At 73.2% G+C, this 15,801-nt stretch carries 15 protein-coding genes; 8 read left to right on the forward strand and 7 right to left on the reverse strand.

Annotated features, from left to right (window positions below; genetic code table 11):
- The first annotated feature begins 38 nt into the window (after positions 1 to 38).
- Entirely contained in the window at positions 39 to 1,463 is a 1,425-nt protein-coding gene (locus ACWZEH_RS15320; RefSeq protein ID WP_456198943.1) for an alpha,alpha-trehalose-phosphate synthase (UDP-forming), read from the forward strand.
- Between the two features lie 263 nt (positions 1,464 to 1,726).
- Positions 1,727 to 2,632 (forward strand): trehalose-phosphatase, encoded by a 906-nt coding sequence (gene otsB, locus ACWZEH_RS15325; RefSeq protein WP_456198944.1) that lies wholly within the window; start codon positions 1,727 to 1,729, stop codon positions 2,630 to 2,632.
- 259 nt (positions 2,633 to 2,891) lie between these two features.
- Here otsB and ACWZEH_RS15330 read toward each other — a convergent pair whose 3' ends face one another.
- A complete protein-coding gene (locus ACWZEH_RS15330; RefSeq protein ID WP_456198946.1) occupies positions 2,892 to 3,155 on the reverse strand; it encodes a DUF3263 domain-containing protein in 264 nt (87 codons plus the stop codon).
- A gap of 54 nt (positions 3,156 to 3,209) precedes the next feature.
- Positions 3,210 to 4,478: an extracellular solute-binding protein gene (locus tag ACWZEH_RS15335; protein WP_456198947.1), complete on the reverse strand. Its 1,269-nt coding sequence runs from the start codon at positions 4,476 to 4,478 to the stop codon at positions 3,210 to 3,212.
- Between the two features lie 173 nt (positions 4,479 to 4,651).
- Between ACWZEH_RS15335 and ACWZEH_RS15340 the strand changes: the two genes are divergently transcribed.
- The gene (locus tag ACWZEH_RS15340; RefSeq protein ID WP_456199616.1) at positions 4,652 to 5,599 is read left to right on the forward strand and encodes an ROK family protein; all 948 of its coding nucleotides are present in this window, start codon (positions 4,652 to 4,654) and stop codon (positions 5,597 to 5,599) included.
- Positions 5,599 to 6,786, forward strand: a complete 1,188-nt coding sequence (gene nagA / locus ACWZEH_RS15345) for an N-acetylglucosamine-6-phosphate deacetylase (protein WP_456198949.1) — start codon at positions 5,599 to 5,601, stop codon at positions 6,784 to 6,786. The genes ACWZEH_RS15340 and nagA overlap by 1 nt, the downstream gene beginning before the upstream one ends.
- Before the next feature lie 390 nt (positions 6,787 to 7,176).
- Here the strand turns inward: nagA and ACWZEH_RS15350 are convergent, their stop codons facing one another.
- Both ACWZEH_RS15350 and cdgB read right to left on the reverse strand, forming a co-directional pair.
- Positions 7,177 to 8,139, reverse strand: coding sequence for a carbohydrate-binding protein (locus ACWZEH_RS15350; RefSeq protein WP_456198950.1), 963 nt, complete (start codon positions 8,137 to 8,139; stop codon positions 7,177 to 7,179).
- Between the two features lie 117 nt (positions 8,140 to 8,256).
- Entirely contained in the window at positions 8,257 to 9,942 is a 1,686-nt protein-coding gene (cdgB, locus tag ACWZEH_RS15355; RefSeq protein ID WP_456198952.1) for a diguanylate cyclase CdgB, read from the reverse strand.
- Between the two features lie 440 nt (positions 9,943 to 10,382).
- On the opposite strand from cdgB, the gene ACWZEH_RS15360 reads away from it, so the two are divergent.
- Together ACWZEH_RS15360 and ACWZEH_RS15365 are read left to right on the forward strand one after the other, a co-directional pair.
- On the forward strand, positions 10,383 to 10,901 hold the full coding sequence (locus ACWZEH_RS15360) for a flavin reductase family protein (RefSeq protein WP_456199617.1): 519 nt from the start codon (positions 10,383 to 10,385) through the stop codon (positions 10,899 to 10,901).
- Between the two features lie 108 nt (positions 10,902 to 11,009).
- A complete protein-coding gene (locus ACWZEH_RS15365) occupies positions 11,010 to 11,483 on the forward strand; it encodes a GNAT family N-acetyltransferase (protein ID WP_456198953.1) in 474 nt (157 codons plus the stop codon).
- 49 nt (positions 11,484 to 11,532) lie between these two features.
- Here the strand turns inward: ACWZEH_RS15365 and arfB are convergent, their stop codons facing one another.
- Complete coding sequence (arfB, locus tag ACWZEH_RS15370) at positions 11,533 to 12,003, reverse strand: alternative ribosome rescue aminoacyl-tRNA hydrolase ArfB (protein ID WP_456198954.1); 471 nt, start codon at positions 12,001 to 12,003, stop codon at positions 11,533 to 11,535.
- A 145-nt stretch (positions 12,004 to 12,148) separates the two neighbouring features.
- Here arfB and ACWZEH_RS15375 point away from each other — a divergent pair, with 145 nt between their 5' ends.
- The gene (locus ACWZEH_RS15375) at positions 12,149 to 12,724 is read left to right on the forward strand and encodes a TerD family protein (RefSeq protein WP_456198955.1); all 576 of its coding nucleotides are present in this window, start codon (positions 12,149 to 12,151) and stop codon (positions 12,722 to 12,724) included.
- A 121-nt stretch (positions 12,725 to 12,845) separates the two neighbouring features.
- Here ACWZEH_RS15375 and ACWZEH_RS15380 read toward each other — a convergent pair whose 3' ends face one another.
- Positions 12,846 to 14,339: a M1 family metallopeptidase gene (locus ACWZEH_RS15380; RefSeq protein WP_456198956.1), complete on the reverse strand. Its 1,494-nt coding sequence runs from the start codon at positions 14,337 to 14,339 to the stop codon at positions 12,846 to 12,848.
- A 130-nt stretch (positions 14,340 to 14,469) separates the two neighbouring features.
- On the opposite strand from ACWZEH_RS15380, the gene ACWZEH_RS15385 reads away from it, so the two are divergent.
- Complete coding sequence (locus tag ACWZEH_RS15385) at positions 14,470 to 14,970, forward strand: hypothetical protein (protein ID WP_456198958.1); 501 nt, start codon at positions 14,470 to 14,472, stop codon at positions 14,968 to 14,970.
- Between the two features lie 27 nt (positions 14,971 to 14,997).
- Here ACWZEH_RS15385 and ACWZEH_RS15390 read toward each other — a convergent pair whose 3' ends face one another.
- Positions 14,998 to 15,681, reverse strand: coding sequence for a pentapeptide repeat-containing protein (locus ACWZEH_RS15390; protein WP_456198959.1), 684 nt, complete (start codon positions 15,679 to 15,681; stop codon positions 14,998 to 15,000).
- Positions 15,682 to 15,801: the final 120 nt, after the last annotated feature.

Genomic DNA, 15,801 nt, shown 5'->3' on the forward strand with positions numbered 1-15,801 from the left:
ACGTTTGAGCGTTTCAAAGGCGGGCTAGGTTGAGGCGTATGGCTCCCATGCAGGCTGGTCAGGACACTCGGAACGCTCGGGTGCTGGTCGCGTCGAACCGCGGCCCCGTTTCGTACACGGTGGGCGAGGACGGCTCGCTGCACGCCAGGCGGGGCGGCGGCGGGCTGGTGTCCGGGCTGTCGGCCATCGGGTCCGACGCGGACGCGCTGTGGGTGTGCTCGGCGCTGTCCGACGGCGACCGCGAGGCCGTACGGCGCGGGGTCGGCGAGGACGGCGTGCGGATGCTGGACATCCCCGCGGACGTGCACGCCGACGCGTACAACGGCATCGCGAACTCGGTGCTGTGGTTCGTGCACCACATGCTGTACCAGACACCGCTGGAACCCGTCTTCGACGCGGAGTTCCGCCGGCGGTGGGCGGCGTACGAGGCCTACAACCGGGCGTTCGCCGAGGCGCTGGCCGAGGAGGCCGCGCGGGGGGCCGCGGTGGTGGTGCAGGACTACCACCTGACGCTGGTCCCGGGGCTGCTGCGGGAGCTCCGCCCCGATCTGCGCATCGGCCACTTCTCGCACACGCCGTGGGCTCCGCCGGAGTACTTCCGGATGCTGCCCGACGACATCGCCGGGCAGGTGCTGCGCGGGATGCTGGGCGCGGACCGGCTCGGCTTCCTGACCCGGCGCTGGGCGGACGCGTTCACCGCGTGCTGCGAGCGGTTCGCCGACGGGCTCGGGGAGACCGCGATCGGGGTGCACGGGCTGGGCGCCGACGCGGACTTCCTGCGCGGCCGGGCGCACGAGGCGGACGTCGAGGAGCGGATCGCCGAGCTCCGCGAGGAGATCGGAACGGCTCCCGACGGGACCGCGCGCAAGACCGTCGTCCGGGTCGACCGGACCGAGCTGTCGAAGAACATCGTGCGCGGCCTGCTCGCGTACCGGCAGCTCCTCGACGACCACCCCGAGTGGCGCGAACGGGTCGTGCACGTCGCCTTCGCCTACCCCTCCCGGCAGGATCTCGCCGTGTACCGCGACTACACGGCCGAGGTGCGGCGGGTCGCCGACGAGATCAACGAGCGGTACGGGACACCGGGCTGGCGTCCGGTCGTCCTGCACGTCAAGGACGACTTCGCGCGCTCCCTGGCCGCGTACCGGCTGGCCGACGTGGCGCTGGTCAACCCCATCCGGGACGGGATGAACCTGGTCGCCAAGGAGATCCCGATCCTGTCCGAAGGGGGCTGCGCGCTGGTGCTGTCCCGGGAGGCGGGCGCGTACGAGGAACTGGGCGAGGACGCGATCACCGTCAACCCGTACGACGTGGTCGACACGGCGCGGGCCCTGCACGAGGGGCTCATGATGCGCCCTCAGGAGCGCACCGAGCGCGCCAAGCGCCTGGCCGATGCGGCGACCGCGCTGCCGCCGCAGCAGTGGTTCCTGGAGCAGCTGAACGCCCTGCGGGACGGCAACTGAAGCCTGCCGCCGCCCCGCCGCCCGCGGGTGGCGGCTCCGGTCGGGGCGGCCCCGGCCGACGCGGGTGCGCGAGGGCCGGTGCGCGGGGCTGCGGGGCTGTGGACGACGGCGTGACCTCCCGTGCGACACCTCTGCCCGCGGAGCCGGGGGAGACCTGCCGGCCCTCCGTCGGCTCCCCTCCGGCGTCTCCCGGCGTCTCCCGTCCTCCTTGGACGACCGGTCGTGCATGCGTGAGGGCGGGCGGACGTGGATAGGTTGACGGTATGGGCAGCTCCAAGGACTCCACGGACCCGAACGCCACGCACTCCGACGCCTCCGGCACCCTGCCGGTGCCCGCCACGCGGGCCGGGCGGGAAGGACTCGACGCGCTGCTCGCGCGGCCGGGCAGGGCGCTGATCGCGCTCGACTTCGACGGGACGCTCGCGCCGATCGTGCCCGACCCCGAGCAGGCCCGCGCCCATCCCGGCGCGGTGCGCGCGCTCGCCGCGCTCGCCCCTGAGATGGCCTCCGTGGCGGTGATCACCGGCCGGCCGCCCGCGGTGGCGGTACGGCACGGTGGCTTCGCGGGCGTTCCCGGCCTGGAGCACCTCGTCGTCCTCGGCCACTACGGCACCGAGCGCTGGAACGCCGCCACCGGCGACATCACCGCGCCCGCCCCGCACCCCGGGGTCGCCGCCGTGCGCGCGGAACTGCCGGGGCTGCTCGACCGGGCCGGCGCCCCGGAGGGCACCTGGACCGAGGAGAAGGGCCGCGCGGTGGCCGTCCACACCCGCAGGACCGCCGACCCCCAGACCGCCCTGGAGGCGCTGCGCGAGCCGCTGACCGGCCTGGCGCAGCGGCACGGTCTGGTCGTCGAGCCCGGCCGCATGGTCCTGGAGCTGCGTCCGCCCGGCATGGACAAGGGCGTCGCCCTGGCGGAGTACGCCCGTGAGATCGGCGCCGGGACCGTCCTGTACGCCGGGGACGACCTGGGCGACCTCCCCGCCTACGCCGCCGTCGACAAGCTCCGCTCGGACGGGGTCCCCGGGCTGCTGGTGTGCAGCGGCAGCGACGAGGTCACGGAGCTGCGGGAACGCGCGGACGTGGTGGTCGACGGCCCCGAGGGGGTCGTACACCTGCTCGAGGCGCTGGCGCGGGCCCTGCCCCCACGCACCGACACGACCGGCTGACGCCACCACCACCACCGCCACCGCCACCGCTACCGCCGACGCCGACCGCCAAGCTTTGACGGCCCGCGTCCAGCGCTCCGCCCCGCGGGGACGCCGCCGTCGGCAAGCTCCGCTCGGACGGCGTCCCCGGGCCGCTGGTGTGCGGCGGCAGCGACGAGGTCACAAAGCCGCGGGAACGCGCGGACGTGGCGGTCGGCCGGCCTGCTCCGCCGGCCGGTCCCGCGTGTGCCGCCCGCCGGCTCTGCCGTCCCGCGTTCCGTCAGCGTTGCGCGCGGCGGGACTCGCGGACGCGTCTGAGCCGGTTCACGGTGACCGGGTCGTGGGCCAGGGCGCGGGGGTCGTCGAGCAGGGCGTTGAGGAGCTGGTAGTAGCGCACCGGGGCCAGGCCCAGCTCCTCGCGGATCGCCCGCTCCTTCGCGCCGGGGCCGAGGAAGCCGCGACGCTCCAGCGCGATGATGTCCCGCTCGCGCCGCGCCGGCGGCTCCTGCTCCCGTTCCCGCTCCTCGTCCATGCCCTGGTCCATACCCGCACGGTAGCCCCCGCCACCGACAACCGGGGCCCTACGGGCCGGCGTGCCCTACCGCGCGCTCTCCGCGCGCGTGGCGGTCGCCTGGAGCTCGCCCAGGACGCCCTCGGGGCTGCCGCCCGGGGCCACGGCCTTGCCGATCCGCTGCTTGACGGCCGCGTTGACGTCGGCCCAGGAGGTGTTGCCGACCGGGTAGAGCTCCGCGGTCGGCAGCTGGTCGAGGAAGGGCCGGAGCTTCCTGTCCTCCGTGGACTCGTCCATCACACGGGACGCGGAGGTGGTGACCGGCAGCAGGTCGTACGCGCGGGAGAACTCGAGCACGTGCTCCTCGCTGTAGACGAAGTCGAGGAAGTCGCCGATCTCGTCGCGGTGGCCGCTCTTGTTGAAGGCCATCATCCAGTCGGCGACGCCGAGCGTGGCCGGGCTCTCGCCCTCGGCCCCCGGCGTCGGCACGGTGCCGAACTCCACGCCCTTCTGCTCGGCCATGCCGATCAGCGACGGATGGCCGTTCAGCATGCCGACGTCACCGGCGGCGAAGGCTGCGAACGCGTCGGCGCGGTCGAGTTCGCCGGGCGCGACGGGGCCGGTCAGGCCCTTGCCGACCAGCTCGTCCTTGAGCCAGGTGACGGTTTCGGTGTTCTGCGCGGAGTCGAAGGCGTAGGCGCCCATGGTGTCGGTGTAGCCACCCTTGCCGCTGAGCAGCCACTGCATGGTCTCGGCCTGCGCCTCCTCCGGGCCGAGGGGCAGCGCGTAGGGGTACTTCACGCCCTCCTCCTTCAGGACCTCGGCGTTCGCGGCGAGTTCGGCCCAGGTCTGCGGCGGGGTGAGGCCGGCGTCCTCGAACAGGGCCTTGTTGTAGAACAGCACGCGTGTGGAGGCGGCGAACGGCATGCCGTACTGCACGCCGTTGACCTGGCCCGCGGTGGCCAGCTGCGCGACGAAGTCGGCCTGTACGGGGATGGAGAGCACGTCGTCGGCCTTGTAGAGCAGTCCGTCGGCGGCGTAGTCGGCGTACGCGCCGATCTGGGCCATGTCCGGCGGGTCGCCCGCCTCGACCCTCTCCTTGACCTCGCGGTCGACGTCGTTCCAGGAGTGGACGGTGACGTCGATCGTCACGCCCGGGTGTTCGGCCTCGTACTGCTCCGTCAGCGTGGCCCAGTACTTCTCCGTGCTGTCGTCCACGCCGGTGCCGTAGTCGGCGGCGACCAGTTCCAGGGTGACATCGGAGGAGCCTGTGCCGACGCCGCATCCGCCGAGGGCCCCCGTCAGTCCCAGTGCGGACACCGCCGCGATCGTCCTTGCCAAGACCCGCCGCTGCACTGCTGTTCTCTCCCGCTCCGGCGCTCCGCGCCATCCGTTCCAAAACTTTTCCAACTTTTCCGATAATCGGATCAAGGTCTACACCACGCGAGTGGACTAGACCTCTTGCGGGTCCCGGGGTCACACTGTCCCCCGTGGAACATGTCATCGCCCTCGATGTGGGCGGCACCGGGATGAAGGCCGCCCTGGTCGGAGCGGACGGCACGGTGCTGCACCGGGACCGCCGGGCCACCGCGCGCGACCGCGGTCCGGACGCGGTCGTGGCCGGGATCCTGGGCTTCGCCGCCGATCTGCGCGCCCACGGCGCCGAGCACCTCGGCGAGCCCGCGTCCGCCGCCGGCCTCGCCGTCCCCGGCATCGTCGACGAGACGCGGGGCGTCGCCGTCTACTCCGCCAACCTCGGCTGGCGCGACCTCCCGCTGCGCGCACTGCTCGCACAGCGGCTCGGCGGCATCCCGGTCGCCCTCGGCCACGACGTGCGCACCGGCGGGCTCGCCGAGGGCCGCATCGGGGCGGGCCGGGGCGCCGACCGGTTCCTGTTCGTGCCGCTGGGCACCGGCATCGCGGGCGCCATCGGCATCGACGGCCGGGTGGAGGCGGGCGCGCACGGCTTCGCGGGCGAGATCGGTCACGTCGTCGTACGGCCCGGGGGCGTCCCCTGCCCGTGCGGACAGCGCGGCTGCCTGGAGCGGTACGCCTCCGCGGCGGCGGTCGGCGACGCGTGGGCGGCGGCCTGCGGCGACCCGGGCGCGGACGCGGCCCACTGCGCCGGGGCCGTGGAGTCTGGCGACGTACGGGCCCGGAAGGTCTGGCAGGAGGCGGTCGACGCGCTCGCCGACGGGCTGGTCACCGCGCTCACCCTGCTGGACCCCCGCACTCTGATCATCGGTGGCGGGCTGGCCGGGGCCGGGGAAACCTTGTTCACACCGCTGCGGGAGGCCGTCCGGCGACGGGTCACCTTCCAGAAACTGCCGTCCCTGGTCCCCGCGGCCCTCGGGGACACCGCCGGATGCCTGGGCGCGGGCCTCCTCGCCCGGGATCTCCTCACCGCCCTCGCGACCGGTTCCTCCACGGACTCCTCGGCCGGCTCCTCTCCCTACCCTTCGGAGGTAACCACCTGATGGCCCCCACCAAGGTTCTCGCCGGTGCCCGGGTGGTCCTGCCCACCGGGACCGTGGACGACGGCCGCGTGACCGTCGAGGGCACCCGGATCGTCGCCACGGCCCCCGCGAACACCTCCTCCGCCGCTCCCGGGGCCCCCGAGAACGCCGAGAACGCCGAGACCCTCGACCTGAGCGGGCACTGGCTGGTGCCCGGCTTCGTCGACCTCCACAACCACGGCGGCGGCGGCGCGTCCTTCACCTCCGGCACGGTCGACGAGGTCCTCAAGGGCATCCACACCCACCGCCTGCACGGCACCACCACCCTGCTCGCCTCGACCGTCACCGGCGGCCTGGACTTCCTCGCCCGGCGCGCGGGCCTGCTCGCGGAACTGGCCGAGCAGGGCGACATCGCCGGCGTCCACTTCGAGGGGCCGTTCATCTCGCCGTGCCGCAAGGGCGCGCACTCCCCAAAGCTGCTGCGCGAGCCCGACCCGGCGGAGGTCCGCAAGCTGATCGACGCCGCCCGCGGCCGGGCGAGGATGCTCACCCTGGCCACCGAACTGCCGGGCGGCCTCGACTCCGTACGCCTGCTGGCCGAGCACGGCGTGATCGCGGCCGTCGGCCACACGGACGCGACGTACGAGCAGACCGTGGCCGCCATCGACGCGGGCGCCACCGTCGCGACCCACCTCTTCAACGCCATGCCGGCACTCGGCCACCGCGCCCCCGGCCCGATCGCCGCCCTGCTGGAGGACGAGCGGGTCACGGTCGAGCTGATCAACGACGGCACCCATCTGCACCCGGCCGCCCTCCGGCTGGCGTTCCATCACGCGGGCCCCGCACGGGTGGCGTTCGTCACGGACGCGATGGACGCGGCCGGTTTCGGCGACGGCCGCTACATGCTCGGGCCGCTGGAGGTCGAGGTCGCTCACGGGGTGGCCCGGCTGGTGGAGGGAGGCTCCATCGCGGGCTCGACGCTCACCCTGGACCGCGCCCTGAAGCGGGCGGTGACCGTCGACGGGCTGCCCGTCGAGCACGCGGTCGCCGCCCTGTCCGCCAACCCGGCCCGGCTGCTGGGCATGGACGACCGGATCGGCTCCCTGGAACCCGGGAAGGACGCCGACCTCGTGGTCCTCGACGCGGACTTCACCCTCAAGGGCGTGATGCGCCGCGGCGAATGGGTGCTCTCCCCCCAACCGGGCTGACCCGCCCCCTGTCGGGTTCGAGGCACCGGCCGGGCCCCCGGCGGGTGCCGCCGACGGGGCGGTCCAAACGGGCGTCTCTTCGGCACGGTCGCGGGCCGGAGTCACCAAGGGGGGCGGCCCGGCGACCCTCACGGTCACGCTGGACACCGCGCCCGACATCACCTGTCGCGTGCCTGCCGTCGGGCCTGGTGGGGCACCTGCCGTGGCCGGACCGTCCCAGCCGGGCGGCGGCCCTGCCCGCGGTGGCCGTACTGGCCCCGGCGGCGAGCGAGTCCGGCCACGAGGCCTACGGGACCTGCCGCCCGGGGCGGTGGTCACGAGCGAGGCCGGGGCGGGACCCCGGGTCTGCCCCCGGGGGCCGGGGCGGGTTCCGCCCCGTGCCGGCGGCCTCTACTTCTTGACCTGGCCTTCCTTCAGCGACAGCTGGTCCAGCAGGACGTTGCACTTGTCGCCGTCGGCGCAGGAGACCGAGAGGGTGTTGGTGCCCTTGTTGAGCGTGGGCCACGCGAAGGTCTGGGTCCAGCCCTTCGAGAAGTCGCCGTCCTCGGCACGGGCGAAGTTGTCCATGTTGAGCTTGGAGCCGAACTCCTTGCCGTTGACGGTGAGCGTCATCGACTGGGGGTCGTCGGTGGTGCTGTAGCGCACGAAGACGGTGTAGGTGCCGTCCTTCGGGATGCCGTCGACCGTCCAGGTGACCGAGGAACCCGGATTGTTGAGGTTCGCCACATAGACGCCGCCGTCGGACTGCGCGCCCTCGACGTCCTGCGCGAGGGCCGCGGTGCCGCCCAGGCGCAGTGCCTTGGCGTCGATCGTCGGCAGTTCGGCCGCTTCCTCCTGCTCGTCACCGCTCGCCGAAGGGCTGCTCTCCCCGGTGGGCTGGGACTGGGTCGGCGTCGAGTCGGCCTGGTTGCCGCTCTTGTCGTCCTCGTCGTCGCCGCCGATCATCGCCAGGCCGATACCGACGACCACCGCGGCGACCACCGCGACGGCGCCGATGAGCAGGCCCTTGGTGTTCGGGCCGCGGCCCCGGCCGCCACCACCGCGACCGCCGCCATGGCCACCACCGTGACCGCCGCGGTTGCCGGGCAGCTGCGAGGAGCCGCCGGGCAGCGTCTCCGGCGCCGCGTAGTTCGCGTTCGGCTGGCCGTACGTCCCCTGCTGCTGCGGCGCCTGCGCCGCGGGGCCCTGCTGGCCGTACTGTCGCGTGCCGACCGCCCGCACCCGGTTGACCGAGTTCGGGTAGCCGTAGCCCCCGGACGGCGGCTGGGCTCCGTTGGCCTGCCCGTCGGCGTAGAGGTAGCCGAACGGGTCGTCGTCCTCGGGCGTGCTCGCGCCGTTGTTGCCGGGCGTCATCCCTTGGTACTCCTAGCTGCGGATCGAATGCGGTACGGGTGGTGAGAAGAGCGAGCCTACCCGCTTCGGGTGGACCGAACGGGTGGCTCCGACCGCGTCAACCGACTGACCTGCGGTTCATCCCGCCCGTCGATGCTGTTTGGGACGAGATCGTTTCTCGACGTACATCCGCTCGTCGGCGGACTTCAGCACTTCGTCCGCCGTCATCCCGCAATGGGCCCATCCGATGCCGAAGCTGGCGCCGACCCGCACGGCCCGGCCCTCGGCCCGGATGGGCTGGATGATCTCGTTGCGCAGCCGTACGGCGAGGTCCTGGGCGTCGGCCCGGCCGAGCCCGTTGGCGAGGATCACGAACTCGTCGCCGCCGAGCCGGGCGACGGTGTCGCCGTCCCGGACGCCGTTGCCGAGCCGGCGGGCGACCTCTATGAGCACCGCGTCACCCGCGTTGTGCCCGAACCGGTCGTTGATCGACTTGAAGCCGTCGAGGTCGCAGAAGAGCACCGCGAGGCCCTTGGCGCCGTCGTCGCGGTCGCCGTCGGGGGCGATGGCGTGCACATGGTGGTCGTAGCCCTCGAACCCCTCGGCCTCGGGCGGGAAGTCGAAGTCGTGACCGCGGTCGAAGGCGGGCGGGCCGTGGGCGGCGTCCTGGGAGTCGAAGGACTCGAAGGCGGCCATGGCCTCGTCGACCGCGGCGGGCAGCACCGCCGGGCGCTGCCGGCACAGGCGGGCGGAGAGCCGGGCGCGCAGCTCGGCGGAGTTCGGCAGGCCGGTGAGGGAGTCGTGGGAGGCGCGGTGCGCGAGGTGCAGCTCGCGGCGCTTGCGGTCCTCTATGTCCTCGACGTGGCTGAGCAGGAAGCGCGGCCCGTCGGCCGCGTCGGCGACGACGGAGTTGCGCAGGGACACCCACACGTAGGTGCCGTCCCGGCGGGCCAGCCGCAGCTCGGCGCGGCCGCCCTCGGCGGAGGTCCGCAGCAGCGTGCCGATGTCCTCGGGGTGCACGAGGTCGGAGAAGGAGTAGCGGCGCATCGCGGAGGCGGGGCGGCCGAGCAGCCGGCACAGCGCGTCGTTGGTGCGCAGGATGCGGCCGTGCTGGTCGCCGCCCATCTCGGCGACGGCCATGCCGGACGGGGCGTACTCGAAGGCCTGCCGGAAGCTCTCCTCGCTGGCGCGCAGGGCCTGCTGCTCGCGCTCCAGGCGCACCAGGGCGCGCTGCATGTTGGAGCGCAGCCGGGCGTTGCTGATCGCGATGGCGGCCTGGAAGGCGTACATCTGGAGCGCCTCGCGGCCCCAGGCGCCGGGCAGCCGGCCGTTGCGCGGGCGGTCCACGGAGAGCACGCCGACCAGTTCGCCGGCCCCGCCGCCCTGCGGGCCGGGGGCGTACATCGGGGCGAAGAGCCGGTCGGAGGGGTGCCACTCGTCCTCGAAGCGCGGGGCGGGGCCGTCGGTGTACCACTGCGGGACGTCGTCGTCGTCGAGGACCCAGCCCTCGGTGTGCGGGATGAATATCAGGTCGCCCCAGCTCTCCCCCATGGAGAGGCGGCGCTCCCAGGACTCGCGCGAACCGACCCGGCCGGTGATGAGGGCCTCCGCGGCCGCGTTGCCCGAGAACGCGGCGACGACCAGGTCGCCGTCGGGGCGCACGAGGTTGACGCAGGCCAGTTCGTACCCGAGGGCGTCGACGACGCCGTCGGCGACGGTCTGGAGGGTGTCGGCCAGGCTGCGGGCCGTGTTCATGTCGGCCATGCCCCGGTGCAGTTGCCGCAGGGAGGCAAGGCGGACGTAGGGCTCCGACTCGGCCTCCATGCTCACCCTCCCCCCGGGACCTCGCGGCGAATCAGGCGTTCTCATCGGCGTATCGTCCTGGCAGTCTCCCCGCCACTGAATCACAGCGCGCTGCCCACTCGGTACACAGGGTCAACAATTATCTCCCCTTGTGACTCAAGTCACAACCAAACGTGAACAATTGAGAGACCTTTCCGCGGTTTATCCGGCTCCTTCACCGGAAATGCCGAATGCGCGGCATGCGCCGCATGTGAATTCCTCGGCCCTTCCACGGAGTTCGGCCCGTGGCCGCCCGCCCACGCCCGTGGAACGCCGGAGTCCGCCGCTGGTCCTAGGTCCCCGCTCGGACGGAGGCCCGATGTGGTGCGTACGGAGCGGAGACTAGCGTTTCCGGTGTGCCGAAGACTCCCGTACCCCCGTCCACGATCACCACCGCGTCCGCCGCCCGGCATGCTGAGGGGGTGAGCAACGACGAGTTCCGCGCAGCCATGTCCCGTCTGGCCGCCGGTGTGGTCCTGGTGACCGCGCAGGAGCCGCCGCTGGACCCGGACGACCCGCGGGCACCGGCCGGCGAGGACGTCGGCATGACCGCGACCGCGTTCCTGTCGGTGTCCCTGGACCCGCCGTTGGTGCTGGTCAGCCTGCGCGAGGGCTCCCGCATGGACGACCTGCTCGACGAGCAGCCGCTGTGGTCGGTGTCGGTCCTGTCCGAGAGCCAGCGGCACATCGCGGGCCGCTTCGCGATGAAGGGCCGGATCAGCGACCGCCTCCTCTTCGAGGACATCCCGTACGTGCGGGGCGAGTACAGCGGCGCCCCCCTGGTCGGCGGCGCCCTCGCCACCCTGGAGTGCCGCACCGAGCAGCGGGTGCCGGCCGGCGACCACACCCTGGTGATCGGCCGCGTCCTGGCGGCGGAGGTGCCCAGCGCGGACGGCGGGCCGCTGACCTACTTCCGGGGCCGCTACCGGCACCTGGCCTGAGCCGCCCGGGCGCTCCTCGGCCCCTCCCCCGAGGCCCCCGAACTTCCCGAACTTCCCGAAACGGAAATTCCTTTTACCGAACGGGAATTGCGAATCTACGCTGCCCGGGTGACGAAGACCACAGCTCCCCGCCTCGAAGAGATCACCCCGAAAAACCTCGACGCCGCCCTCGGCATACGCGTCCGCCCCGACCAGGAGTTCGCGGTCGCCCCGGTCGTGAAGTCCCTCGCCGAGGCATACGTCCACCCCGGCTCCGCCTGGCCCCGCCTGATCGTGGACGGCGACCGCGCGGTCGGCTTCCTGATGGCCTTCCTCGACATCGACTGGCACGACGACGGCGGCAGCGTCGTGCGCTCGGGCCTGTGGCGGCTGAACATCGCGGCCGAGGAGCAGGGCAGGGGCTACGGCCGCTTCGCCGTGGAGTCGGTCGCCGACCGGATCCGCGCCCGGGGCGGCAAGGAGTGCCACGTCAGCTGGCACCCCGGCGGGAGGGGCCCGGAGAACTTCTACCTCGGCCTGGGCTTCCGCAGGAACGGGGAGGTCGTCGAGGGGGAGACGGTCGGGGTACTGGACCTGGCCTGACGGCCGGCTGCCCCGTCACCGTCCCGTGGAGCGCCCGGTCCCGCGCGGGTCACCCCCAGTCCCGCGCGGAGCGCCCCCGCTTCGTCTCCGAGCGCTGCTTCTTCTCCCGCAGCCGGCGTTCGTTGATGCCGCGCGGGACGCGGGTCTGCCTGCGGGGCCGGGGCGGGGGCGCGGTGGCCTCGGCGAGGAGCGCCGCGAGGCGCACGGCGGCGGTCTCGCGGTTGCGCCACTGGGAACGGTGCTCGGAGGCCCGGACGGTGACGACACCGTCGGACAGCCGCTCCGCCAGCCGCTCCAGCGCCCGCTGCTTCCACACCTCGGGCAGCGCCTGGGTGGCGGCCAGGTCGAAACGCAGCTCGACCTGCGAGTCGGTGGTGTTCACGTGCTGCCCGCCGGGCCCCGAGGAGCGCGAGAAACGCCACATGAGCTCGGCCTCGGGCAGGAGGACGGAGCCGCGAATACTGAGAGCTCTGGGGGACAGCCCCCCAGACCCCCGATGGGGACCGGACATGCCGACCATGGTCCCTCCCCCGGCCGGTCCGCGTCACCCGAATATCCCGGGTAAAGAAAGTAAAGCCACCTGGAACCTCGCGTGCTCCTCTCGCGTTCAAGGAGGTAGCTGTAGCTTCGTAGCCGTACGTACACGAGGGAAGGGACTCCCAACAATGGCTGTAAGCCTGTCCAAGGGTGGCAACGTCTCGCTCACCAAGGAGGCTCCGGGCCTGACCGCCGTCACCGTGGGCCTCGGCTGGGACGTCCGCACCACCACCGGCACGGACTTCGACCTCGACGCCTCCGCGATCGCGGTCAACCCGCAGGGCAAGGTGTACTCGGAGGGTCACTTCGTCTTCTTCAACAACAAGCAGACCCCGGACAGCACCATCGTCCACACCGGCGACAACCGCACCGGTGAGGGCGAGGGCGACGACGAGCAGATCAACGTCAACCTGGCCGGTCTCCCGGCGGACGTCGACAAGATCGTCTTCCCGGTCTCGATCTACGACGCCGAGAACCGCAGCCAGAACTTCGGCCAGGTGCGCAACGCGTACATCCGCATCCTCAACCAGGCCGGCGGCACCGAGATCGCCCGCTACGACCTGTCCGAGGACGCGGCCACCGAGACCGCCATGGTCTTCGGCGAGCTGTACCGCAACGGCGCCGAGTGGAAGTTCCGCGCCGTCGGCCAGGGCTACGCCTCGGGCCTGACGGGCATCGCCCAGGACTTCGGCGTCAACGTCTGACGGACGACGCCGCGCGCGTGCGCTGCCGGAGCCCCCGGCCCGCCTCCCCGGCGGCCGGGGGCTCCGGCATGGGCGCGGGCGCGGGTACGGACACGGGTACGGGCCTGACCCGGGGCTCGGCCTACGGCTCGGAGGGGTGTGCGGGCTTCCCCTCCCCGTACAGCCAGTCCGACCAGATTCCGTCGAAGTCCTCGTCCGGGGCCGCCTTCTCCACGTACGACGTGAAGTCGCCGGTGTCCGCCGTGCCGTGGCGGTGGTCCTTCGCCCAGCCGCGCAGGAGGGCGCGGAAGGCGTCGTCGCCGACCGTCTGCCGGATCCTGTGCAGGACCATCGCGCCGCGCTGGTAGACGGGGACCCCGGAGACGTGTGCCGCGCCGGGCGGCCGCGCGGGCGGGAACGACCAGATCGCCTCGTTCGTCGCCGCGTCGGGGAAGTACGTCCCGGCGTACATCGCGTCGAAGGTCTCCTGGGCGGTGCCGCCCCCGTGGTCCTCCCGCCACAGCCATTCCGCGTAGACCGCGAACCCCTCGTTGAGCCACATGTCCCGCCAGGTCCGCGGTGTGACGGAGTCGCCGTACCACTGGTGGGCCAGTTCGTGGACCAGGAGCAGCGTGTCGGGCGCCCCGGGGAACAGGGGCCGGTTCTGGGTCTCCAGGGCGTACCCGGCGTCCTCGGGACGCTCGACGATCGCCCCCGCGGAGGAGAAGGGGTACGGGCCGAACCAGCCCTCCGCCCACTCCACGACGTCCGGGATCCGTGCCAGCACCGCACGGCTCGCCGCCGCCTGCCGCGGGTCGACGAAGGTGTGGACGGGAAGGCCACCGGGTGTCGTGGTGCGGCGGGCCTCGTACCGGCCGACGGCGAGCACGGCGAGGTAGCTCGCCATCGGCTCGGTGGTACGCCAGGTGAAGGCCGTCCGGCCCCCCGTCGTCCGCTCCCCCGCGGGCTCGCCGTTGGACACCGCCCGCAGGCCCTTGGGCACTGTCGCCGTGACGGTGTACGTCGCCTTGTCGGAGGGGTGGTGGTTGCCGGGGAACCACGCCATCGAGCCCGTCGGCTGGCCCAGCGCCACCGCCCCGTCCGCGGTGCGCAGCCAGCCCTCCTCGGAGCCGTCCGGGTCGGTGACGGTCACCGGGGCGCCGGAGTACCGGACGACCACCCGGAACGTCCGGTCCCGCTCCAGCCCTTCCGGCGGCCGGACGGTCAGCTCCTGGCCGGCGCGCCGCCAGCGGGCGGCGGTGCCGTCGACGGTGACCCGCTCGACGTCCAGCCCTTCGAGGTCCAGGTTCAGCGCGGTCAGGTCCTCGGTCGCGCGGGCGGTGATCGTCGCGGTGCCGGTGAGGTGGTGGGCGGCCGGGTCGTAGGCCAGGTCGAGCGCGTAGTGGGAGACGTCGTACCCGCCGTTGCCGGCCTCGGGGAAGTACGGGTCGCCCACACCGGCGCTGCCCGGGCCACCGGAGCCCCCGGGCCCGCCGGACGCACCGCCCGCGCACCCGGCCGCCGTCACCGCCACGACCACGAGGACGCAGGCGACGGCGACGACGGCGACGACGACGGCAGGCGGACGAGAGCCGCGGGGACGGCGGGGGGCACGGGGGCGGGAGCGGAGGCGCACCCCGCGATCCTAGGAAGAACCCGGCCGCACACCACGGAACGACCCCGGCCGCCCCGCAGTCGTCGGGCCCCCTCCCCCGGACCGTCCGCCGCCGTCCCTCCACCGCCTCCGCCGTGACACCATCACCTCCGTGCTCGACATCGGCTACGCCCTCTCCAACCGCTTCCCCGACCCCCCGCAGACCGACTACCGCCGTGCGGACGTCCACTCCCTGCGGCACGACCTCTTCTGCGGTGACGTCTACCTCGCCGACACCAAGGAGGACCGGGAGCTGTCCACAGCCTGGGGATGGGTGCCGGTGCTCGACTTCGCCTGGGCGCTGTGCGACATCGTGGAACGCCTCGACCAGGACCCGGCGGGCTCCCGCGCCTCCCGCCCCCAGTACGCGGAACTGGACTTCACCGAATCCACCGACCGGCTGCTCTTCGAACGGCGCTTCGGCTGGGTGGACATCGAGGCCGAGTGGCTGCCGGCGGCCGAACCGCCGCTGACCTTCTCCCACGCAGAACTCCGCCGCGAGGCCCGTGACTTCCTGCACGACCTGCTCGCCGACCTGACCGATCTGCACGAGGACCTGGGCGAGAACCCGGCCGTCTGGACCCTCCAGGCCCGCTACCCGCGTCTGAAGTAACCCACCGCGCACCTCACCCCGCGCGCCTCAGCCCTCCACCCGGATCCCCAGCTCTCCCGCCAGCACCGGCGCCAGGTCCAGCAGCTGCCCCGTACTGATCACCGCCCCCGCCAGCCGGTCCACCCCCCGGGCGATCTCCAGCGGGGCGGCACCGCGCAGATCGACGTCCGTCAGCACGGCCCCGCTGAGATCGGCGTCCTTCAGCGCGCAGCCCACGAACTCCACCCGCTCCAGCCTCGCCCCGCCGAAGTCCGGCTCGACCAGGACACAGCTCTCGAAGACGACGTCCCTGAGCCGCGCGGACCGCAGATTCAGGAAGTCGATCTTCCCGCCGCGGACCAGCACCCGCTCCAGCTCCGCCCCGTGCAACTGCGTCCCGCCCAGACGCGCGTCCGTCAGTTCGACGTCGCGCAGCGTCGCCCCGGAGAGATCCGTACCCACGCCCCGCACACCGGCGAGGACCGAGTCCAGCACCCGGGCCCTGGACAGCCGCGTCCCGTCCAGCGCGCATCCCGTCAGCACGCAGTCCATGAACCGCGCCCCCGCGCCGTCCTGCGCCGAGAGATCCGCCTCGAAGAACTCCAGCCCGTCGTAATCCCCGTCCGGCTCCAGCTCACCCCCCTCGTACCGCTCGGGCTCCGGCAGCCGCAGCTCCGGACGCCGTGCGCCCCTCACCCCCGTACCGCCCGCCGGCCCCGCTCGCCTCACCATGCCCTCATCCTGCACTCCCCCACTGACAACCACGGACAACCGGCCCGACCTGCCAAGGCCTCGGACCTGTCACATCCTGGGGCCACGGGCCGTCGTAGCCACGAGCGACCGGAACCATCG

The sequence above is a fragment of the Streptomyces yamdrokensis genome (genome assembly GCF_053890455.1).

Excerpts from the sequence above, each read along its gene's own strand:
- cdgB (WP_456198952.1), bottom strand. The coding sequence starts at position 9,942 with ATGGAGGCCGAGTCGGAGCCCTACGTCCGCCTTGCCTCCCTGCGGCAA.
- ACWZEH_RS15375 (WP_456198955.1), top strand. The coding sequence starts at position 12,149 with ATGGCTGTAAGCCTGTCCAAGGGTGGCAACGTCTCGCTCACCAAGGAG.
- nagA (WP_456198949.1), top strand. The coding sequence starts at position 5,599 with ATGGCCCCCACCAAGGTTCTCGCCGGTGCCCGGGTGGTCCTGCCCACC.
- ACWZEH_RS15330 (WP_456198946.1), bottom strand. The coding sequence starts at position 3,155 with ATGGACCAGGGCATGGACGAGGAGCGGGAACGGGAGCAGGAGCCGCCG.
- otsB (WP_456198944.1), top strand. The coding sequence starts at position 1,727 with ATGGGCAGCTCCAAGGACTCCACGGACCCGAACGCCACGCACTCCGAC.
- ACWZEH_RS15340 (WP_456199616.1), top strand. The coding sequence starts at position 4,652 with ATGAAGGCCGCCCTGGTCGGAGCGGACGGCACGGTGCTGCACCGGGAC.
- ACWZEH_RS15320 (WP_456198943.1), top strand. The coding sequence starts at position 39 with ATGGCTCCCATGCAGGCTGGTCAGGACACTCGGAACGCTCGGGTGCTG.
- ACWZEH_RS15350 (WP_456198950.1), bottom strand. The coding sequence starts at position 8,139 with ATGACGCCCGGCAACAACGGCGCGAGCACGCCCGAGGACGACGACCCG.
- ACWZEH_RS15390 (WP_456198959.1), bottom strand. The coding sequence starts at position 15,681 with ATGGTGAGGCGAGCGGGGCCGGCGGGCGGTACGGGGGTGAGGGGCGCA.
- arfB (WP_456198954.1), bottom strand. The coding sequence starts at position 12,003 with ATGGTCGGCATGTCCGGTCCCCATCGGGGGTCTGGGGGGCTGTCCCCC.